The organism is Ruminococcus sp., from assembly GCF_019423705.1.
In the GTDB taxonomy this organism is placed as follows: domain Bacteria; phylum Bacillota; class Clostridia; order Oscillospirales; family Ruminococcaceae; genus Hominimerdicola.
In genome coordinates this window covers 111,817-133,199 of the sequence record NZ_JAHZAX010000010.1, presented here as the reverse complement: position 1 = coordinate 133,199, position 21,383 = coordinate 111,817, and the positions used below count along the sequence as shown (strand labels likewise).

Sequence of the window (21,383 nt, the reverse complement as noted above, 5' to 3'; positions counted from 1 at the left end):
ATAGCTTTTTACAGGTTTTGTGGGAGAATTTTACGCTCAACATACATTTGATGTAAACCCACAAGAGCTTGACGCTCACCTCTAAGCTATGCTTAAAGTATACATCATCTTGTCCGAAATGTCAATAGTTTTGCGGAAATTTTCTCAACTTTGTTCAAATTAACGAAAAACTATTTTTGAATAAGTCATTTTGACTAAATTGTTAACCCAAGTGACCTTATTCAGTCTATGCCTGAATCTTGATGATGTTTCTTACATCGGTACTAATTATATCTTAAAACTAATAAATTGTCAAGACTTATTTTACAATTTTGTAAAGTTTGTATACATTGCTTATTTACATATAGTCTTTATCTCCACATCGCACAAATTGTTTAGTTGATTAAACTAATTGTAAAGCTCCACAAGCTTGTTATAGGTGCTCCGTGCTGCCATTTCAAGGGACGTGCGGTCGTAATAAAGCGCCTCAGAAGCGGAAATAAATGCGTCTACCGCCTGCTGATCTTCAAGATCGGGGTTCATCGGGCGGAAAGTCTGAGCATTGTTCATCTTATATGTCGCCCTGTACTGTATCGTGTTCAGCATATCACGGGCTTCGAGAGCCTCCAATGCCGCTTTCGAGGCAGGCACGCCCTTTCCTGTGCCCTGCAAAAGCGCCATTTCCTCGCTGTTAACAAGATAATCCAGCAACTTCGCCGACTCTTCGGGATATTTCGTCGTCTTTTTTATTGCGTAAAAGCTCGTTGGCTTTTTATACCAGCCCGAACTTTTCGACCTCTTCGCCAGCGGATAATCCCCCACGACCACCTTGAAGCCTGCGCCCTCCAGCGGTTGGCAATAATACTCAGCGTCAGATATCCACGCCGCTACGCCGCCCACAATGCAGTCCTCAAAGTCCTTTCGGTCAAAGTCCCACGCAGGCTTCGACACCTTATTTTTAAGCATTTCTTGGTAAAATGCCAACATTCGACGGATATCCTCCTGCTCATATTGAAACTCGCCGTCGTCGGAAAACATCGCCTTGCCGGTGGATTGCTCGCAATAAGCCGCCGCACTCAGCCACGCCGATTTCTGCGTCAGCGCTATTGGATACACCTCATCGCTCCGCATAACGTCAGCAGCATTTATCAAGTCCTGCCAATTCGTCGGCAATTCAAAGCCGTATGTTTCATACATCGTCTTATTGTAATAAAATGTCACACAATTGAATCCCGTTGGCACAGCATTTAGCTTGCCGTCGATCTCACCGTAAGCAAGATCGTCCTTGTCAAATGCGTCAAGATTTATCTCATCGCTAAGCTCATAAAGGTCGTAAAAACCCTCGCCGTCCTTGGAATATTCCCAAAGCCAGTTGTAATTGAGCTGCATAACGTCCGCCGACGTGTCGGAATAATAATCCACGTCCATTCGTGCCTTGAAGCCCTCATACTCGCTGTATTCAGGCGTCACGGTTATGCCCTCGTTATCCTGCTGGAACTGTCTCAGCCCCTCGAGAGTGTATTCATTTCGTGCGTCCTTTCCCCACCAGGAGAATGTTATCCCTGCCCGCTCTGGGTGACTGAGCCGATCTTCTCCGAGGGTGCAGCCTGTCAGCACCGCCGCCGCACACAGCGCAGCCGCCGTTTTCGCTGCGATCAAAGTCTTTCGGTTCACTTCTTTATCGCTTCCTCCTCACGTTTGCCGTATACGACAAATCTTCCGTCGCTTGCGTCCGCCGCCTCTTCGCAGGCCTTTTCAGCCGTGCTCAGAAGCTCGTCATAATCGTCGCTGTATTCCGGATAAACCGCCGCACCGACGGCGCATTTTATATATCCCCTATCCCCGTCAAGGCAGCACTCTTTCAGCGTATCGTTGAGCTTTTTCAGATCGCTCTTCACATTATTATAAGCCTTCACAAGATCAAAGTCGGTGAAGTCCGCAAACAAAACGAACTTGCCCTCCTCCAGCACTCCGCAGATATCATTCTCGCCGTAAAGGCTTTCCAAGGTCTTTGCGATCTTCTGCTGCGCCTGCTCCGTGACCTCCTCGCCGTAATTGAGCTTGATAAGGTCAAGGTTGGTTATTTTCACGATTACAAGTGCGATAGTCGAGCCGGAAATGCAGGTCTCGATCTTATCCATAATGCTGTTCTCAGTATGCTCCGCCGTGTAAAGTCCCGTCACGCTGTCAAGCTTTGTAAATCTGCCCGAGGCTGCGATCTTATCAGGGTTCTCCTTAACAGTCGCCACACCCGACAGGCATATCAGCAGCAGTGCTCCGCCCACAAAAATTCCAAAGCATTTAAGTCCTGTGCGCATATAATACTTCATATTTTTTGTCATATCCACAGTGGTCACGACAGTCCAATCGTCTGCGCAGCCGTCCGCCGAGCATATCATATCAAAATTTTTCACGGTGATATTTTCATCGCCGCCAAGAAGCTTTGCTGCCTCGTCATTGATACGCTCGCCCTTTTTATTTTCGCCGCCGTCTGCATAGATGACTTTGCCGTCTTTATCGCACAGCATTGAATTTATTTCGCTGAAATCCGCCGATTTAAGGAAGATAGAGTCGAACTCAGTCGAGAAAAATGACGACAAAAAAATAGCATTGTCGTTCACACGTCCGGCAAAATAAACTCTTGTGTAGTCATTATCGCTGCCCGTGAACCATTTTGTCCGCTCACCGTCCATAATCTCCACAACGCAGTCATAAATTTTATCATCATAAAGGTCTTTTGTGCCGTCCGTTATCTTGCCCACAGCATGGTTATTGCTGTAAACCATACCAAAATCGGTATAATTGCCCAAGGTGCTTAGGTTCACAAGATAGTCGTTCATCTTGTTTTCCGTGCCGATAGAGATATACTCGTCTCTGCCCGTTTTTGTGGCATTGTATTCCACATAGTCCTCATTGCCCATAACAAGCTTTGCGGTATCCTCCATTCGCCGCATAAAAGCCGAAATATTCTGCTTTGCCTGAGCGTTTATCGCCGTGCAGAGCTGGGCTTCCTTATCATAAGCGGTTTTTGCGCCAAAATATGTTGAACAGGCGTAGACCAGCAGGCAGGCGGCAAAAAGCACGCCGATATGTATTTTAAGCAGAGATTTTCTGAAGCGTTTTATGACTTCATACATTTCATACTCCACAGCATTTTTCAAGACCCCGTCACCCTTTCGTTTCCCCGAAGAAGATTTATTATATATAATAAATTATACCACAACAAAGGTCTTAAATGATGATTTTTTTGTTAATTATTACTTAAAGGCATATCACAAGCGCCGTCAACAGGACGCCTGCGAAGGGTGCGCTTTTTGCGTTGGTCGACACGGAGGAGCATCAACGCTCCCGCCGCCGAGAGGATAACGATACCCATTGCGACGGCTGCGCCCGTATGCTCACGGGCTATCATCAGAAATGTGAAAAATGCGATCATTTTCAGCACCGTTTTGCACAGCCATTTCTCTCCGCCCACCGCTGCGCTTATTATAAAAAAGTCCAGTATTATAAACCATATCATTTCCATATTCCTCCAATCCAAGGCGATAACATTATGCACTTTCGCCTTTTGTATCGGTATTATAACACATCAGCGCAGATTTTGGGGGAGATTTTTTGGACAGTTTGATTTTTGTCGCTTTGCACATAAAAGAACGTCTGTTTTTGTTAATTTTATATCGAGAATGTCGAAAAGAAGTGCGAAAGCTAAAAAAGCTAAAGACCCTGCGCTCTCATCAAACGCAGGGTCTTTAGTGAAGTAAGAAGTATAATATGAAGAAAAAATTATGAATAGGGGAAATCGAATTAAGAAGTTTGCATCTTTTCATTTGGCTGAGCCCCCTTTATAATAGGGAAGCGCAGCGTAGTTATGAAAAGAAGAAGGAAAATTATATGAAGATTATTATATGAAAATATATGAAAACTTCCGCAATGCGAAAGATTATTTGTAGTCGGAACCTTCAGCTAAAGCTCACGGCCTGTTATCGAAGCTCTGTCTCGGCGTCCCTCTGACCTTGTGTATATAATACCTTTCTAATATGATAGTTTTATGAAAGCATACTGAAAACAAGCTGATAAGACAGCGAAGTTTTTTCACATAATGGGAAAATGCTTTCGCAGGCGGCTTTAGACAAACAGGCGGACGAAGAAAGCTCTCCGTCCGCCGTATTTTTATATTATTATGCAAATTATGCAAAATGCACCTCGCCGTCGTTTCTTGCGTCAGATATGACCCTGTCAAAATCATTGCAGAGGACGGAATATTTCAGCGGTTCGCTTATCTTCACCGCACCTGTCCGCAAAGAAGCCGGCACAGCTCCGCCGCTGTATGCCACAGCCTCGCCGTTTTTGGCAAGGGCTTTTCGTGCAACGGCTTTCACCGCTTCAACGTCATCAAGCCCTGTCACCATTACGAATTCGTCGCCGCCTATCCTCAGCACGGGCATATCGTCCCCTGCTGCGGCGTTGATGCGCTTTAGCACTTCAAGAATGATCTTATCCCCTGCTTCCCTGCCGATATCAAGATTTACGGCGTGAAGCCCCACGATATCAAAGCACAGCACATAAGTGCCTGTTCTTTCTTTCAGATAATCAAATAGTTCCGTTACGTCAAATTTCTTGTTGCCCATATAATACGCTCCCTCATAGTAATCACGATTTATCCTGGGATAGAGCACGCAGCCCTTTTCCCATTGCTTCTTGAAGGCAGAGGGTGAAATGTTCCATTGCTTTGTGAAAGCTCTGGTGAAAACCTCATTGGAATTGTACTGATATTTCATTGCGATATCCATTACGGACATATCAGTTTCCAGCAGATCGACAGCCGCACTTGTCAGCCGCCTTTTTGAGATATACTCCTTTAGGCTTGTATTGGTGGCATACCGCCACAGCTTTTGCAGAGTTGACAGCGAACAATAGCAGGCCGCAGCGATATCTTCCTGTTTGAATTCGCTGCACAGGTTCGTTTCGATAAAATCCAATGCGGCGGTAAAAATACAGAAGTTGTTCCTGTTTTCGGTTTTCATATTTGTTCACCTCGGCAGTCAATACAGTAACGTTACTATGATAATATTATAGCACAGTCTGAAATAGTCTGCTTGACTTTTTGAGTAAAGTTTCTAGCCTTTCGTCATAACGAGCACGTCCCCTGCTTTTATCTTTATCCTGCCGTTTGGGATAAGTGTCCTGCCCTCACGTTTGATGAGCACGATAATGCTGTCCTCGGGGAGGGATATTTCCGATATGCGTCGGCCGCACCAATCGCTTTTCTTGCCGATACTTGTTTCGCTGAGCACAAAATGGCTGTCGTCATAAAAGCCTGCTGCGCTCAAAACAAGGACGTCCCCTGCGAGGATTTTCGTCTTGCCTGCGGGAATTATCTTCTCTCTGTCCTTTCCGCTGCCACGAAGTATCATCACCACAAGGAGACCTCTCGGGAATGGGATATCCTTTATCTTCTTCCCTGCCCAACTGCTTTCTTCCTGCACGCTGAGCTTTATGAACTGCACTTCCGTTTCATCGCTGTAATCGTTGAAAGTCTTCATTACATTTTCTTCATCGTCGATCATATCAAGCTTTTTCGCAAGCCAAGGCAGCAGAGTTCCCTGTATGCCGATAGAAAGCAGGACGATACAGAACACGATATGGAAAACGTCGTTTTTTGTGTATGCGTCATCGACTGTTACCATTATGGCGAAAACTATGGAGGTCGCTCCCCTCAGTCCTGCCCAAGATATAAGGGCGATCTGATTCCAGCCTGCTTTGAATGGCTTCATAAGCAGCGCCACCACAGCAGGACGGGCGATAAATGTCAAAAACAGCGCTATCGCCGCCGCTGGCAGGATAATTTTCGGCATTTGCGACGGGAAAGCAAGCAGACCAAGCAGGAAGAACAGAAGTATCTGCGTGAAGCCTGTTATGCCGTCAAAGAAATGGACGAGGGCTGTTTTGCCGGGTATTTTTGCGTTGCCGAGGACTATTCCCACGATATATGCGCTGAGATAGCCGTTTCCGCCCACCGCCGAGGGCAGGGCGTAGGAAAGCACCGCTATCGCCGTCACGAAAATGGCGTCAAAGCCTGCTGCGTCAAAATTCACTTTCTTGATGAGATACAATGCGCCCAACGATATCGCCGCACCGAAAGCAACGCCGAATATCACCTGCGCCAAAAAGCTCAGCACAAAGCCGCCGACGGTCGCACCGCCTTTCATCACGGAAAGTATTATGATCGTGAGCATATAAGCCCAAGGGTCATTGCTTCCGCTTTCAAGCTCCAATATTGAAGCCGTGCCGTATTTAAGGTTCAGCTTTTTGCCTCTCAGCACGTTGAACACCGAAGCGGCGTCGGTGGAGCTTATAGCAGCGCCGATAAGAAGGCTTTCCAGCCAAGCAAAGCGCAGCACGAAATGGCAGAACACGCCCGTTGCCGCCGCCGTGAGCACGACGCCCCCCGAAGCCAGCAGCATTGACTTTCCTGCAACCTTTTTCGCCTCGCTCCATTTCGTGCCAAAGCCGCCGTAGAAGATTATGAAAATAAGGGCGACTGAGCATATCTCCTCGGCGAATTTGTAATTGTCGAACTCTATCTTCAAAATGCCGTCAGAGCCGAAAAGCATTCCCAACACGATGAACATAAGCAGGGTCGGCAGGCCGAATTTGCCCGATATGTTATTGAAGAATATGCAGCATAATACTACAACTGAAGCAAAGATAAGCGCTGTTGTCAGGGTCAATGTGTTACCTCCTATTTGGTCTGTTGTTATGTCAAATGGTGAAATTTGTCGAATTATTATAAAAAAAGCGCTTTGGGTAAAATTATACTCAAAGCGCCTTTGCTACCATAAATATTATAACATATTCTTATATTGTTTGTCAACCTACTTAGCCAAGTCCAAGGACATTTATGAGAAGTATCCAGCTGAGACCGTAATAGGTCACAACGGAAACAAGGTCGCAGACTGTTGTTATCAGCGGACCGGAGGCAACGGCAGGGTCTATCTTGATCTTCTTGAAAAACAGCGGTATGACTGTGCCCACGGCGCTTGAGATAAGCATTGCGAGGATAAGCGCCGCACCGATACAAAACGACACGCCGAATGCCAGTATCGCAGGCTTGCCCTTGAATATCATTATATAAAGCCCTATGAGGATTATCGAGCACACGCCAAGTATCAAGCCGTTTGTAAGGCCGATCTTCATTTCCTTTGTCACAAGGCGGAGCTTCTGCTTACCGCTGAGGTTTTCATCGGTAAGCACTCTGATCGTCACCGCAAGTGACTGTGTGCCCACATTACCGGACATATCGAGAATAAGAGACTGGAACGCCATTATAATGGTGAGCTTTGCGATGACCTGCTCGAAAATGCCAACGACTGAGGAAACTATCATTCCAAGGCCAAGCAGCACGAGCAGCCAAGGCAGACGCTTTTTGATACTCATTTTCAGCGGTTCGGCAAGATCCTCCTCTGCGGTAAGACCTGCAAGCTTTGCATAGTCCTCACCCATTTCATCATCGACAACTTCAACAAGGTTTTGAGAAGTGATAACGCCGATAATATGGTTGGAATTGTCAAGGACAGGTATGCTGTTTTCGGAATAATCTTTCAGCGATTCGATAACGCTGTCCACCTCTTCCGTGCCGTAAACATAGGGGAATGAGGTGCTTATTATATCCTCCAGCGGCTCGTCCTGCCTTGCAATGATAAGATCGGTCAGGTCTATTGCGCCATAAAAAAGTCCGCTTTTATCTGCCACGAAAATGGTCGTGATATTGTCGTTATCCTTTGCCTGCTCGATAAGGGCGCTCATTGCGCTTTTGACGGTCATATCGTTGCTTATCTGAACGAAATTCGAGGTCATTCGGCTGCCTATCTCGTCCTCATCGAATGAAGCCACAAGCTCGATATTGCGCTTGCTTTCATCGTCGATAAGGTCGATAAACTGCGTGCGCCTTTCCCTTGGGATAGTTCTGAGGATATCCACGGCGGAATCGCTTTCAAGCTCTGAGATAAGGGCTACTGCCTTTTTGATATCCATTTCTTCAAGAAGCTTTCCTGCCACTTCTTCGGGGACGTACTCGAAAATATCCGCCAGCGCATCTGCGTCAAGGATACGCAGTATCTTGACACGATCGACCCTTTCAAGGTCGGTCAGCGCCTCGGCGATATCCTTTTCGTGATAATCGTCAAGCCTTTCCTGTATCATTTTCGGAGAAAGGCCGCCTTTGACTATCTCTCTTATTTCCTTTACATAGTCAGGTCTTGCTGTTATCTCCCCGCTCTGAGGGGAGATATTTTTGATATTCTTTGCTGGATTTGCCATAATATCATTCCTTTCAATTCAAGAATTGTCGCAATTCGTTGATGAAAGCGATATCGGACAAAGCAGAACGTAAATCGGCAATTTTGCCAATTATGATATTCTATAAAGTCTGAGGCAAACTGGCAGAGCTGAACAAAGCTTCACGCTATCCGCCGCAGACAAAATCTCACGTCTGCGTTGCCCGAAACTATCACCACTATTCACTCTGCTCACCTCACTTTAAAATTAGCATTTGCAACACTTTTATTTTAACATTTTCAAGCAGGCAGGTCAAGGTGGGTCAAAGAATTTTTAAAATCTTTTTAGATTTCCTTACCTGCCCTTTACACACATTCTTTATAAAATATACATTGACATTGTTTTGTCCATAAACTATAATGTTTTTTGTACGATAACGCAAATATATACAATATATTTCGTTGAAAATATTGAAAAGGCAGACAACTTTTGGGCGACCACAGATTGTTGAGAGCATTGTCGAACAACAATTTTCGCCCCTACATCAAACTATGTGATTTTTTAGGAGGACGACATAAAAATGCTTATGTGGGCTTTTATAGCAATTGCTGTGCTTTGCGGTTCAGCGGCGGGTGTTATTTATCTTGTGAACAGGCTCACCAAATTCGGGATATATGAAAAGCTTTCAAAGGGCAAGCGCTGGCTCAAATACACTTTGAGCGCTGTTACTATCGTGATAATATCGGTAGTGCTCACGCTGTTGTGGGGATACATAAACGCTATCATCTGCGTTTTGCACCTTGTTATATTCTGGCTCATATTCGACCTTGTGCGCTTTATTATACAAAAGGCAAAAAAGAAGGATATCAAAAAAAGCCTTTCGGGATATCTTGCTATCCCTGTGACGGTGATATATCTTGCTGTGGGCTGGTATCTTTGCAACAACGTTTGGGTGAAAGATTATACCATTGAGACGGACAAAAAGGTTGGAAATATCAAGGTAGTTCAGATATCAGATTCCCACGTTGGCACGACGTTTGACGGCAAGGGCTTTCAGAAATACGCTGACGAGATATCAGAGATCAATCCCGATGTTGTGCTCATAACAGGCGACTTTGTTGACGACGGCACTTCAAAAGAAGATATGATACTTTCCTGTCAGGCAATGGGCAGCATAAAGACGAAATACGGCGTTTATTTCTCTTTCGGCAATCACGACAAGGGCTATTACGGCTCTGAGCAGCGTGGTTACAGCGGCGATGATCTTATCGCTGAGCTTGAAAAAAACAACGTAACTGTATTGCAGGACGAGAACGTTCTTATCGACGACCGCTTTTACATAATCGGCAGACAGGACAGGTCTGAGGAAGTTGAAAAGAACGAAAGCAGAGCCTCTATGGAAGAGCTTATGGCAGGCCTTGACAGCTCAAAGTACACCATTGTAATGGATCACCAGCCTTGCGATTACGAGAATCAAGCTGCGGCGAAGGCTGACCTTGTGCTTTCGGGTCACACCCACGGCGGACAGCTTATACCGATAAACTTTATGGGCAGGCTCATAAGCGACAACTGCCGCAATTACGGCTATGAAAAGCGTGACGACACCAACTTTATCGTAACATCGGGCATTTCAGACTGGGAGATAAAATTCAAGACTGGCTGCAAGTCTGAGTATGTTGTTATCGACATCGAGGGAAAATAAGCGGTCAAAAGCCGCAAAGTGACAAATGTCACAACTTTAAAAAGTTTTTAAAAAGCTATTGACAAACAACAAAAAGCGTATTATAATAAGTCTTGCGTGATATTTCACGGACATTCGTATAATGCTTGAAATGTTTAATGCTGACACATTTTTAGACTGAAAGGAGGTGGGTAAAATGAGAAAAATGAGAAATATTCTATTTGATCTTATCAAGACTAATGAGAATAACGCTACAAACAATGCAAGTGCGAACCGCCTTTCAGAAGTCATTTTACCTGCCTTTATAATAAAATGCTGATACTATTTTCAGCAGCTTTTTGGTATTTATATCGCAGACATTTTGAGACCTCTGATATTCGGTATCAGAGGTCTTTTTGTGTGTTGTGACATTTTGGCGAAGCTGCATTGCCGGTTTACATTATACGAATTTAGAAGCAAAAGATTATGAAAAACTAAAAACTAAAACTATTCCGCAAAAGGAGGGGAAAATATATGAAGTTTTTTGACGTTCTGCCTGAGCTTGCTGAGAAAGAGCTGCTCAAGCGTGGCGTTATGACTGACGAGCTGCTTTACTGCGTTAAGGCCGATCTTGACGGAGAGGGCGGATATGTGGACGTATACATAACTTTCACAAAAGAAAACGTGTACATCCTCCGTGGCTATGAAAAATACGGCAAAATGAAGCGTGGGCAAAAGCGCAAGCAGCTTGTTGATTTCACCGTCACGGGCTATGAGGAATACCCTATCGGTGATATCGAGGAAATGTACGTTGACAGGTACGCAAATTCCGCACGGCTTATGATAAAGGACAAGGCAGCAAAGGAATTTCCCGTGGCAAGGTTCTCGCTGGGCTATGCGGACAAATTCGAGAAATTCAGCCAGCGTGTGAGCTGCACCGCAAAGAACGAACCTATCGACGACCGCCTGCTTGAAGGTGTAAAGACCCATTGCCCTATCTGCGGCGAACCTTATCCCGACCCGAACAGGCCTGTCTGTCCTAGGTGCGTTGACAGGCGCTCAGTATTCAAGCGGCTGCTTTCGATGTTCGGCGAATTTAAAGAGGCGGTGTTCCTTATACTGCTCACTATCGTGCTGAGCAACGTTTTCGCCGTGCTTTCGCCGATATTCGGCTCGCAAATGCTTTATGACGACGTGCTTGCGGAAAACGGCAAGTATTACGGCAGGATACTGATGATAGTAATGCTCATCGTGTGCGTTAATATCGCAGGAATGATAATGAGGATAATCTCGGGCATAATCACATCAAGGGTCGTGCCGATCGTAACGCACAGACTTAGGGTGAAGATATTTTCATCAATGCAGCGGCTATCCCTTGACTTTTTCACCAGCAAGCAGACAGGCTCGCTTATGTCAAGAGTTGACAGAGACAGCCAGAACATTTACTGGTTCTTCACCGATATCGTGCCATACGGACTGACGAACGTTGTGAAGATTCTGGGCATTGCGGTGATAATGCTGACAATATCTCCCCTGCTTTCTATCGGCATTATACTGACTATCACGGTGATAGAGATAGTTCAGCATAGGTTTTACAAGAGCCAGCGCAAGCTTTACCGCAAATATGACGTTGCAATGCGTTCGGCGAACTCCGTGCTTTCGGACGTTATGAACGGTCAGCGTGTTGTAAAGGCTTTCGCCCGTGAGGACAGGGAGATAGAACGCTATCGTTTGAAAAACACCGACGCTTTCACAATAAACACCCGCATAAATTCTAGGATAGCAAACACTATCCCCGTTATATGGACGTTTTACAGGATAGTCAACAAGCTTGTTTTCTGTATCGGCGCTGTGCTGGTCATCAAGGGGCACATACTTTTCGGCGCACTTTCGGCGCTTATATCCTACACCGAAATGGCAATGGACCCTATCAACTTTTTCACTTGGATAGGCGACCGCTGGGCGAAATGTATGGACGCCGCTTCAAGAATGTTTGAGATTATGGACGCTCTTCCAACAGTCAAAGAGGACGAACACCCTGTTCACATCGAGAATATGAAGGGCGATATCGAGCTTAAAAACGTTTCATTTGAATATGAGGCAGGCCACCCCATCATAAAAAATGTGTCCTTCAAGGTGCAGGCTGAGCATATGTTCGGTATTGTGGGCAAGACAGGCGCAGGAAAATCAACTATCATAAACCTTATGGCAAGGCTTTATGACGTAACGGGCGGTGAGATAACAATTGACGGCGTGCCAATAAGAAAGATAGCCTTTGAGGACATTCGCCGCAATATCGGAATTGTTTCACAAGAGACTTTCCTTTTCATCGGCTCGATCGCTGACAATATCCGCTATGCAAACCCTGACGCCACAATGGAAGAGGTCATCGAGGCGGCAAAGTCCGCAAACGCCCACGAATTTATTACGAAGCTCCCCGAGGGTTACAACACCAAGGTGGGCGAGGGCGGCGTTTCACTTTCGGGCGGCGAAAAGCAGCGTATCTCTATTGCAAGGGCTATCATTCAGAAGCCCAACATTCTTATCCTCGATGAAGCCACCGCTTCAATGGACACAAGGACAGAGCGCAAGATACAAGCCGCTATTGACAATCTTAAACAGGGCAGGACGATAATATCCATTGCCCACCGCCTTTCAACCCTTCGTGACGCTGATATGCTTTGCGTTATCGAAAACGGCGAGCTCAAAGAAATGGGCACTCACGACAAGCTTATCAAGTCAAAGGGCAAATATTACGAGCTTTACAAGCTTCAATCGGAAGCTTTGCAGTTTATAAATGATTAAATATTGTTTAGTAAGGAGATGAAATATATGGCTGAAAACAATATCCAAGAACAGGAGCAAGCAGAGCAGGAAGTTTACGAAGTCGATAAGCTGACGCTGCTTGACTGCAAGGAGATACGCCTTGCCAAAGAGGAAAGCGGCTTTCTGACGCTTTGTTATAAGGGCAAGACTTATCACAAAGTCAATCCAACACGGCTCATACCATTTTATTCAAAGACCACATACATAAGCCTTTCATATGAAAACGCTGAAAAGGAGTTCCGTGAGATCGGCGTGATAAAGGATATGGCGGAGCTTGACAAGGCTCAGTATGAGCTTCTTGACAGCTATCTTGAATACAAATACTATATGCCTGAGATAACAAAGGTTTACAGCATAAAGGACAATATGCGTGGTGCAATATTCGTCAAGGCAGACACCACATCGGGACAGAAAACTATCTGTATCCGTGACTGGTATCAGAATTTCAGAATGATCGGCTATGATTATCTTTACGTCAACGACGCCGACGGCAACAAGTATTTTTGTCCCGATATCCACAAGCTTGACAGAAAAAGCCTGCAAGTGCTGGAAATGTTTACTTGATAGCTGACACATTCAAGAAAGGAGTGTGAAAAAATGGACCTTAGAACTTCCCTCCCCAAAGGCGCCGGTGACGATATCATCTACTCTCTGCCTGCGAATTTCAGCAGAGAGGGCGAGAAAATGGACGGGCATTTCTGCGTTTCAAGGGAGAAGATATATGTTTACAGCGGCGATGAGATAATTTTGCAATTTGATATCGCCGATTTTGCGGAGTTTGAGTGCAAGCAGCAGATAGGCACTTCAATGGCGCAGGGCACAACGAAAAGCGGTGAGACAATCTGCTTCTGCGGCTTTTCACAAGATCAGTTCCTGCGATATGCAGAGCTTTTAAAGCTTCTCGATCATTACATACGCACAGGAAAGCTTATTGAAGAAGTTGACGATGAAGAGCCTGTTTGCCCGAAATGCGGTCTGCCCATTGAGGGCGCAAAGGAGTGCATATACTGCACAGGCAAGGGCAAGACGATGTACAAGCTCATAAAGCGCATTGCCCCATACAAGAAATATTTCGCCATTGCGGTGGTGTGCACAATACTTTCGGAGCTTATATGGGTGCTTGCACCATATCTTGACAGGGTTATCATCGACAAATACGTCACCCCGAAAAACGCCGACTGGGCAGGGCTTATCGGCGTTATCATCACAATAGTTACTCTGCTTTTGCTGGCTGGCGTGTTTGAATTTTTCAATATGAAAAACAGCTTCAAGGTGGCGCTGAACCTTGGTAGAGATTTAAGACAGGAGATATTTGAAAAATCCCAGCAGCTTTCAATGAACTCAATTTCCAAGCGGACGGCAGGCGAGCTTATCAACCGTGTATCAAGCGACGCCGCAAAGCTTGAGGACTTTATAACCGCAAACGGAAAAGACGCCATTGTTAAAATACTCTCACTTGTGATAATAGGCATACTGCTTTTTGTCATGGACTGGCGGCTGGCACTTATGACCGTTTTACCTGTGCCAATAGTTTTTATAATAGTGCAAAAGCTTTTTGACACAATGGCTATCCGCTACACAAAGGTATGGAAAAACAGCGTTTCACACGGCGAGACTTTGCACGATATCCTCAATGGTATCAGAGTTGTGAAGTCCTACGGCAACGAGGTCAGAGAGATACAGCGCTACACGGAATGTTCCGAGCGCTGGTCGAAAAGCTGCGTTCGTGCGGAGATAATGTGGTATCTGACTATCCCTGCTTCGGAATTTATCCTCACTATCGGCAACTTTTTCGTTCTGTATTTCGGCGGAAATATGATACTTGACCACACAATGTCGCTGGGTCAGCTCATTCAGTTCACCACCTATGTGGCAATGCTTTACGAGCCTATCCGCTGGCTTATTCAGATACCGAGGACGCTGGCGGACACGTCGGTCTCCGCAGGAAAGGTCTTTGAGATACTTGACGAAGAGACGGACGTTCGTGACTGCGACGACCCTATGGAGCTTGACATCAAGGGCGATATCGAATTTGACGGAGTGTATTTCGGCTACAAGGTCTACAATCCTGTGCTGAAAAATATCACCTGCAAGATAAATAAGGGCGAAATGATCGGCATTGTTGGTCATTCGGGCGTGGGAAAATCCACGATGATAAATCTTATCCTGCGGCTTTATGACTGCACCCAAGGCGAGATACGCATTGACGGGGTCGACATCAAGAAAATTTCACAGCATAGTCTGCGTTCGCAGGTGGGCGTGGTATTGCAGGAGACTTTCCTTTTCGACGGCAACGTGCTGGAAAACATCGCATACGCAAAGCCCGACGCAACCTTTGAAGAGGTCATAAGGGCGGCGAAGATCGCAAACGCACACGACTTTATAACCAAGCTTCCCGACGGCTACAACACCCGTGTGGGCAACAAGGGCTATCAGCTTTCGGGAGGTGAGCGCCAGCGAATCGCCATAGCAAGGGCGATCCTTCACGACCCGAAAGTAATAATCCTCGATGAAGCAACGGCTTCACTTGACACTCAAACTGAAAAGCAGATACAAGACGCTCTTGGCAAGCTCACCAAAGGCAGGACGACTATTGCCATCGCACACCGCCTTTCTACGCTAAGCAACGCCGACCGCCTTATCGTTCTTGACAAGGGCAGGCTTGCGGAATTTGGCACTCACGTCGAACTTATGCGCAAAAAAGGCGTATATTACAAGCTTGTAATGGCTCAGCGGCAGACGACTAAAATGAAGCGTGCCGAACCTGTTCAGGCGTAAAAAATATCAGAAACAATAAAACAAGAGCCTATAAATCTGTTAAAAGATCTATAGGCTCTTTAATTTTTTTTAATCTTCATAAAATTTTACACCTAAAAACCCAAAAATCCCCCTCTTTCATTCTATAAATTACCTCTTATAAACTTTGTAAGCAGTCATATAATATTATTGCAAACCCGAAATACAAATGAAAAGGAGATACGAAAATGAAAGGTATCACAACTCAGCAGGGAAGAGAAACTCTCAACAAGTTCAAGATGGAGGCTGCCAACGAAGTAGGCGTTAACCTCAAGCAGGGCTACAACGGCGATCTTACTGCCCGTGAAGTTGGTTCTGTCGGCGGTCAGATGGTCAAAGTAATTAGTCCTGAACAACAATGGATATTTACCCGAAACAGCGTAAGAAACACAGGTCATTGCATTGAGATTACATATGCCGTTAGACTGTCAGTATAGGAGCAGCACAACGATATATTTTCTTATCAAAACATCGCATTTGTAAAAACAAATGCGATGTTTTGATGTTTATTCGTTCAATATATTAACCCAATCATCTGGAAATCCCATAAGTTTTTTATCAACGTGAGGGTACTTGTGAAAAAGTTTATCTAGTTTGTCCACAAACGCTGTCCAATGTTGATCATTAGTTATTAGATGTTTTATGCAAAGAAGAGTTGCAAATACACGGATACTGCTTATCCCCTTTTCTGTATATTGCTTATATAGCTTTGGCGTTTTAGCAAGATTAACATTATACAAACGTCCATAGTGTGCACAAATATTCCGCACAAAAGCAATGTGTTCGACCCAGCTTTCAAGATAAGTATATCCCACGCCATACAACGTTGCAACGGCTTTTTTGTCCTGAGGTTTCATATTTTTATAAAACTTTGAGAGCGTACCGAAACTGAACAGCTCCACCAAAGCGTAAAACGGAATTTTGCCGTCAATATAATTATTTTTGAAATTCTTAACAAAAGGGGCTTTGCTATTTCTGGATATTTCCTTTTCTATCTCACAAAGAAAATCATAGTGATAGCCAGGATCATTAAAATTATCCGGATCTTCATATCCTAGTACACCATAAATATGTGAGAAATGATTAGCTACCCTACACCTGAGATTAACTTCAATTTGCTCTATCCAAGTAAATAAGAGTTGCCTGAAGTTGGCGTTAAACAGGTATAACTCAACGATTTGTTCAAAGGATATAGAACCATCAAAATTTTTATTTTTACCTTTTAGTCCAAGACCATATGCTTTTATCAAGCGGAAATATGAAATATCATTAAGAATTCGACGTGCATATTCTTCATTGACAATTCTCAACCCAAGCATTTTCAAGTTCTCGATTTGTTGATCAACATTCATTGATGGTTGCTGTTCTTTAAGCTGCATAAAAAAGTCCCCTAATAATTAAACGACCCGACGTGGTACGCATTGCTAAGAGGCGTGTCGGGTTCTGTTAATACTATTATATGCGATTTTTTCTAAAAAGTCAATGGTAAATATATCTAGATAGATGTCATGAAAATGAAATTATGTTATTCTTAAGTGCTATCGCTCTTTCATATTTTTTATATTAAAGATAGAGTACAGGAATCATTGCATTGTCGAAAATATTAAATAATTGTAAAATCATCACAACATAACTTGACTTGCATCTTAGACAAGTGTATAATATCATCATAGACAAACGTCTAACATGGAGGTGCATCATGAAGAACAATATAAAAAGACTTCCCGACGCAGAATTTGAGATAATGAAAACTATTTGGAGCATGAGCGAGCCTGTCACCAGTTCTCAGATAGCAGAAAAAATGAGCGACCATAACTGGAAACTTCCAACGCTCATTTCCTTTCTTAAACGCCTTATTGAAAAGGGCTTTTTAAGGACCGAGAAAACAGGCAAGGAGCGTCAGTATTATTCGCTGGTATCCCAATCGGATTATCTGAAATTTGAAACGGAAAATTTCTTTGGCTCGGTCCATAACAACTCACTTTCAAGCCTTGTTACAAATCTATACGAAACTGATAAGCTAAGCAGTCAGGATATCGATGAGCTGATACGTTTTCTTGAAGAAGTAAAGGACAGAAATAATGATAAATAATTTATTTACATATTTTATACGGAGCAACGTACTGATAGTGTGCCTGTATCTTTGCTGTAAAATATTTTTAGCCATGGGTAAAAAGCGTCAAAAATCATTGTTCTATAAGGTGTGCTCGGCGTTGTCACTGCTGATAATATTCCCCTTAGACCTGGCCACTCTTATTCCTCACCAGGCTGTCACCGCTGACGTAGTTCAGAATATTTACGTACAAAAATACATTTTTACAGAAACGCAGCATATTCCAGCTGTCAAGAAGATAATGCCTTTTCTTGTTGCGGTCTGGTGTATTGGTGTAGCTTTCAACAGCTTTGTCTGCCTTTACAAATACTTCACATTAAAGCACTTTGTTGACCGCTGGGCGACAGACAACGGAGTATACAAATTCGGCAATAAAAGTCTGAAGGTGAAAAAGTGTCCAGGTATTTCAAGTCCTATGCTTATGGGTATAATCGCCCCCGTGATAATTCTTCCTGATAATATTGCTCCTGAGAATTATAATGTGGTGTGTATGCACGAAAAATTTCACTATCTTGATCACGATATCTTCATAAGGGCAGTAATGCAGATCATTTGTATAATTAATTGGTTTGACCCGCTTGCATACAAGCTTTCAAACAGTATGAACTTGCTGTCTGAAATAGCTTGCGACGAGAAAGTTGTCAAGGTGATAAATGATGATGAGAAATATAATTACTGCGGTATGCTGATAAACGGCTGTGAAAATAAGCAGGATACGGCGTTTTCAGCTTGTTTGTATTCGCAGAAAGAAAAGGTGAAAACAAGGATAAACGAGATAACTGCAAGGAAAAAGATATCATACGCAAATGTCATTATACTTGTTGCCATAACTTTGAGCACGCTTATTCTCTGCTCTTTTGTTGACATTAATATCGGTGACGATAATTCAAGTTCGACATTTACATTTAATAATGGAGAAGAGGTAACAAAAGAGCCTGTGCACGCCAATGCAGGTCAAAACATAGACATAAAAATAGCACTTGATCTATCCTCTGTTTACTCTGACAAAAATGGAGAATATGTTGAGCTTGGTTACTATCAGAACGGAACAGAGCACAGGATTTTCTGTGACAAGACCATTGGCAGTAAAGTAACTTTTACCGCAGACAAAGACGGCGACCACACTTTTTATTTAAAAAATTACTCTGCATATAAAATAACCCTTTCGGAGTTTGACGTCAATGTTCAGTAACAAACAAAACCTCCTCTCGTGTATTTTATGCGGATATATTCTTGGCTGTTTGTATACCATGCTTATCAGCGACGCCAATCCTATCTCAAAGTATTATGTATCGAACATTTCGCTGCTGCAATTAGTCATTCCCACCATCGCATTTTCAGCAACACTTTGCCTTATAACTGTTTTCAAAAGAGTTAATTTAAATTTGCTTTTGACAGGATTGATATTTGCTTATTCGTTGATATCAATATGGAAAATGACCAATACCACAGCATATTTCGGCTTTGCCTGCATTGCTGTTTTGGCTATAATAATATTTAGGTTTGCTGATATAAAGGAAACTGAAATATTAAAATGCCGAAAAACGGAGATAATTTCAGTTCTGTTGTTCACGGTGATATCAGTAACAATATTGATGATCGGCACCGTATGCAGACTAAAAAGCTATGAATCATCGTGCTTTGATATGGGAATTTTTCTGCAAATGTTTGAATATATGAGTAAAACGGGCAAGCAATACACCACGGTCGAACGAAATGTGCTTATGTCACATTTCAATGTGCATTTCTCACCCTGCTGGTATTTGCTACTGCCAATATATATGATATTTAGAAACTCGGTTGTTTTAGTCATATTGCAAGTGCTTATCATTGCAAGCGGAGTATTGCCGCTGATAAAAATATGCAGGCTTTACAAGCTCGGCAGAACTGACACCGTTTTGTGCAGCATAATATATCTTTTCTACCCTGCATTTTGCAGTTCTCAGTTTTTTGATATCCACGAGAATATGTTTTTGCCTGCATTTATATTGTGGCTGTATTATTTTATGTGCAAGAAAAATCACATTGGTGAAGTTGCAGCGTGTCTGCTTATACTCTCAGTCAAAGAGGACGCAGGGGTATACATCATTTGCCTAGGTCTGTATTCCTTGTTTTCCAAAAAGAAAAAGACCAGCGGTTTACTTATCACTATAATTGGCATACTTGGCTTTATTGGCACAAATTTATACATAAACATTTTTGGCGAGGGTGTAAAAGTAAACCGATATGACATTTACTTGGCCGAAAACGACAGCGGACTTATTGCGGTGATCTTAAACGTCATAAAGAACCCGGCATATTTTGTGTCAAATCTGATAACAGTAGATAAACTGCTTTTCCTGCTGTTGATGACAGTGCCTTTTATTTTTGTTTGCTTTAAAATAAACAAAGCGTCAGATCTGTTTTTGCTCGTTCCGCTGATAATCGTTAACCTCAGCACAGACTACACATATCAATATAATGTAGATTACCAATACGTTTTCGGAAGCGGAGCAATGCTTTTCTGTGCTTTTGTTAAAGAGGTATCAACATTAAAGCAGAAACGAAAGGTATTACTTATATCCGCAATGTCAGCGGTCATACTTTTCTCGGTTACAGTTAGTGATAAAATACAGTTATACACCGAACGATATGAAAACACCGCACTTATAACGCAGACTAACGAATTTATCGACACCATAGACAAAACCGTCTGCATATATGCAGACACATATATAATACCGTCGCTTTACAAATTTGATAATGTATATCTTTTGGATAATGCTGATGTTTCAAAAGCTGAAATAATACTTCTTGACAACCGCAAAAATGATTATCAAGGAAAGCTTGAGAAATACAAAAAGACTTTTTCCATTTGTGAAGTTCACGGGATGGTTACTGTATTATTAAATTATTAAATTAAGAATATTATTAAGGCCTAATAATATATAATTTTTTTAGAAAGGAGGTTGTTTTGCAATGAAAAAAATTGTTTCCCTATTGCTTTCTCTGTGTATGATTTTTAGCTTTGCTACAATTTGTTACGCAGATGATGAAACAGTTATTCCACCTGTCAGCAATGAAATGATTATCAATCCATACTTAAGAAGTACTGCAACATTTGGTTCTTGTAAAATTGACCAAGGAGTCACAATGGGCTTTGCTTCTGGTGATAATGGATGGGCAATTGCCGCTAATACTACAGTTACACTTAAATTTTATATGAAAACTAAAGAATCTAATGTAAACTGTGGTTATTATCAGGGTTCAACATATGTTCAAAAATCACATACCGTTAAAGCGAATTCAAGCGGTGATGGGTATGTTTATACTTGCACAATGAAAATAACCAAAGGCGGAAATTACAAATTCTTCATTTCAAATATGACTGCCAAAACCATAACGGTTACAAAAACAACCGTTTCATTTTAAAGGTTGACCATTTAAAAGTTCAAATAAAATTTGAGTTGCAACTATGACACATAACATCAGTCGCAAGAAGCCCCAAAGGGTAACTTGCGACTGAACTTTTATTAAGGCAAAAGTTCTCTAAAAATTCACTTCTGTTAAATTAATAACGTTTTGACATAGGGGGTATCTCACAGTGCGACGGCGAAAACGCACATCTTACCCCCGTGTCAAAATCAAATCTCCTGTGCAAAACAATGAAAATGGACCATGACTATTGACAAACGTATTAAAATGCGATACCATAAGAATGGAGAATAATATAGGCTCGTAAAGATTTTAAAA

General features: G+C 43.1%; 16 protein-coding genes and 1 pseudogene. 10 read left to right on the top strand and 7 right to left on the bottom strand.

Annotation, left to right across the window (positions count from 1 at the left end; translation table 11 throughout):
* Nucleotides 1-387 precede the first annotated feature (387 nt).
* The 6 genes from QZ371_RS09645 to mgtE form a co-directional block, all read right to left on the bottom strand.
* The gene (locus QZ371_RS09645) at nt 388-1,653 is read right to left on the bottom strand and encodes an ABC transporter substrate-binding protein (RefSeq protein WP_295211978.1); all 1,266 of its coding nucleotides are present in this window, start codon (nt 1,651-1,653) and stop codon (nt 388-390) included.
* Nucleotides 1,650-3,140, bottom strand: a complete 1,491-nt coding sequence (locus QZ371_RS09640) for a diguanylate cyclase (protein ID WP_295211976.1) — start codon at nt 3,138-3,140, stop codon at nt 1,650-1,652. The genes QZ371_RS09645 and QZ371_RS09640 overlap by 4 nt, the downstream gene beginning before the upstream one ends.
* Before the next feature lie 89 nt (nt 3,141-3,229).
* Nucleotides 3,230-3,499, bottom strand: a complete 270-nt coding sequence (locus QZ371_RS09635; RefSeq protein ID WP_295211971.1) for a hypothetical protein — start codon at nt 3,497-3,499, stop codon at nt 3,230-3,232.
* A gap of 667 nt (nt 3,500-4,166) precedes the next feature.
* The gene (locus QZ371_RS09630; RefSeq protein WP_295211969.1) at nt 4,167-5,003 is read right to left on the bottom strand and encodes a helix-turn-helix domain-containing protein; all 837 of its coding nucleotides are present in this window, start codon (nt 5,001-5,003) and stop codon (nt 4,167-4,169) included.
* A gap of 93 nt (nt 5,004-5,096) precedes the next feature.
* Nucleotides 5,097-6,710: a potassium/proton antiporter gene (locus QZ371_RS09625; protein ID WP_366558729.1), complete on the bottom strand. Its 1,614-nt coding sequence runs from the start codon at nt 6,708-6,710 to the stop codon at nt 5,097-5,099.
* Between the two features lie 148 nt (nt 6,711-6,858).
* Nucleotides 6,859-8,298, bottom strand: a complete 1,440-nt coding sequence (mgtE, locus tag QZ371_RS09620) for a magnesium transporter (protein WP_295211968.1) — start codon at nt 8,296-8,298, stop codon at nt 6,859-6,861.
* Between the two features lie 538 nt (nt 8,299-8,836).
* Between mgtE and QZ371_RS09615 the strand changes: the two genes are divergently transcribed.
* From QZ371_RS09615 to QZ371_RS11595, 6 genes and pseudogenes are all read left to right on the top strand, one after another.
* A complete protein-coding gene (locus QZ371_RS09615; protein WP_295211967.1) occupies nt 8,837-9,958 on the top strand; it encodes a metallophosphoesterase in 1,122 nt (373 codons plus the stop codon).
* A 175-nt stretch (nt 9,959-10,133) separates the two neighbouring features.
* The gene (locus QZ371_RS09610; RefSeq protein WP_295211966.1) at nt 10,134-10,256 is read left to right on the top strand and encodes a hypothetical protein; all 123 of its coding nucleotides are present in this window, start codon (nt 10,134-10,136) and stop codon (nt 10,254-10,256) included.
* Nucleotides 10,257-10,450: 194 nt separating this feature from the next.
* On the top strand, nt 10,451-12,721 hold the full coding sequence (locus QZ371_RS09605; RefSeq protein ID WP_295211964.1) for an ABC transporter ATP-binding protein: 2,271 nt from the start codon (nt 10,451-10,453) through the stop codon (nt 12,719-12,721).
* A 27-nt stretch (nt 12,722-12,748) separates the two neighbouring features.
* Nucleotides 12,749-13,306, top strand: a complete 558-nt coding sequence (locus QZ371_RS09600) for a DUF1854 domain-containing protein (protein ID WP_295211962.1) — start codon at nt 12,749-12,751, stop codon at nt 13,304-13,306.
* A 33-nt stretch (nt 13,307-13,339) separates the two neighbouring features.
* Complete coding sequence (locus QZ371_RS09595) at nt 13,340-15,520, top strand: ABC transporter ATP-binding protein (protein WP_295211960.1); 2,181 nt, start codon at nt 13,340-13,342, stop codon at nt 15,518-15,520.
* A 206-nt stretch (nt 15,521-15,726) separates the two neighbouring features.
* A pseudogene (locus QZ371_RS11595) lies at nt 15,727-15,876 on the top strand (alpha/beta-type small acid-soluble spore protein); the annotation flags it as partial.
* Nucleotides 15,877-16,044: 168 nt separating this feature from the next.
* Here the strand turns inward: QZ371_RS11595 and QZ371_RS09585 are convergent.
* Nucleotides 16,045-16,917, bottom strand: a complete 873-nt coding sequence (locus QZ371_RS09585) for an Abi family protein (RefSeq protein WP_295211957.1) — start codon at nt 16,915-16,917, stop codon at nt 16,045-16,047.
* A 320-nt stretch (nt 16,918-17,237) separates the two neighbouring features.
* Between QZ371_RS09585 and QZ371_RS09580 the strand changes: the two genes are divergently transcribed.
* From QZ371_RS09580 to QZ371_RS09565, 4 genes are all read left to right on the top strand, one after another.
* Nucleotides 17,238-17,630, top strand: a complete 393-nt coding sequence (locus QZ371_RS09580; RefSeq protein ID WP_278944050.1) for a BlaI/MecI/CopY family transcriptional regulator — start codon at nt 17,238-17,240, stop codon at nt 17,628-17,630.
* Nucleotides 17,620-18,843 carry a M56 family metallopeptidase gene (locus tag QZ371_RS09575; protein WP_366558728.1) on the top strand — a complete coding sequence of 408 codons (1,224 nt, stop codon included), beginning with the start codon at nt 17,620-17,622 and terminating at the stop codon, nt 18,841-18,843. The genes QZ371_RS09580 and QZ371_RS09575 overlap by 11 nt, the downstream gene beginning before the upstream one ends.
* Nucleotides 18,833-20,548 (top strand): DUF2079 domain-containing protein, encoded by a 1,716-nt coding sequence (locus QZ371_RS09570; RefSeq protein ID WP_366558727.1) that lies wholly within the window; start codon nt 18,833-18,835, stop codon nt 20,546-20,548. Before QZ371_RS09575 ends, QZ371_RS09570 begins: the two co-directional genes overlap by 11 nt.
* 61 nt (nt 20,549-20,609) lie before the next feature.
* Complete coding sequence (locus tag QZ371_RS09565) at nt 20,610-21,062, top strand: hypothetical protein (RefSeq protein WP_118124755.1); 453 nt, start codon at nt 20,610-20,612, stop codon at nt 21,060-21,062.
* Nucleotides 21,063-21,383: the final 321 nt, after the last annotated feature.

Bases quoted from the DNA above. Each gene is read 5' to 3' on its own strand.
- QZ371_RS09635 (WP_295211971.1), bottom strand. From the start codon at position 3,499: ATGATATGGTTTATAATACTGGACTTTTTTATAATAAGCGCAGCGGTG.
- QZ371_RS09630 (WP_295211969.1), bottom strand. From the start codon at position 5,003: ATGAAAACCGAAAACAGGAACAACTTCTGTATTTTTACCGCCGCATTG.
- mgtE (WP_295211968.1), bottom strand. From the start codon at position 8,298: ATGGCAAATCCAGCAAAGAATATCAAAAATATCTCCCCTCAGAGCGGG.
- QZ371_RS09615 (WP_295211967.1), top strand. From the start codon at position 8,837: ATGCTTATGTGGGCTTTTATAGCAATTGCTGTGCTTTGCGGTTCAGCG.
- QZ371_RS09610 (WP_295211966.1), top strand. From the start codon at position 10,134: ATGAGAAAAATGAGAAATATTCTATTTGATCTTATCAAGACTAATGAG.
- QZ371_RS09605 (WP_295211964.1), top strand. From the start codon at position 10,451: ATGAAGTTTTTTGACGTTCTGCCTGAGCTTGCTGAGAAAGAGCTGCTC.
- QZ371_RS09600 (WP_295211962.1), top strand. From the start codon at position 12,749: ATGGCTGAAAACAATATCCAAGAACAGGAGCAAGCAGAGCAGGAAGTT.
- QZ371_RS09595 (WP_295211960.1), top strand. From the start codon at position 13,340: ATGGACCTTAGAACTTCCCTCCCCAAAGGCGCCGGTGACGATATCATC.
- QZ371_RS09585 (WP_295211957.1), bottom strand. From the start codon at position 16,917: ATGCAGCTTAAAGAACAGCAACCATCAATGAATGTTGATCAACAAATC.
- QZ371_RS09580 (WP_278944050.1), top strand. From the start codon at position 17,238: ATGAAGAACAATATAAAAAGACTTCCCGACGCAGAATTTGAGATAATG.
- QZ371_RS09575 (WP_366558728.1), top strand. From the start codon at position 17,620: ATGATAAATAATTTATTTACATATTTTATACGGAGCAACGTACTGATA.
- QZ371_RS09570 (WP_366558727.1), top strand. From the start codon at position 18,833: ATGTTCAGTAACAAACAAAACCTCCTCTCGTGTATTTTATGCGGATAT.
- QZ371_RS09565 (WP_118124755.1), top strand. From the start codon at position 20,610: ATGAAAAAAATTGTTTCCCTATTGCTTTCTCTGTGTATGATTTTTAGC.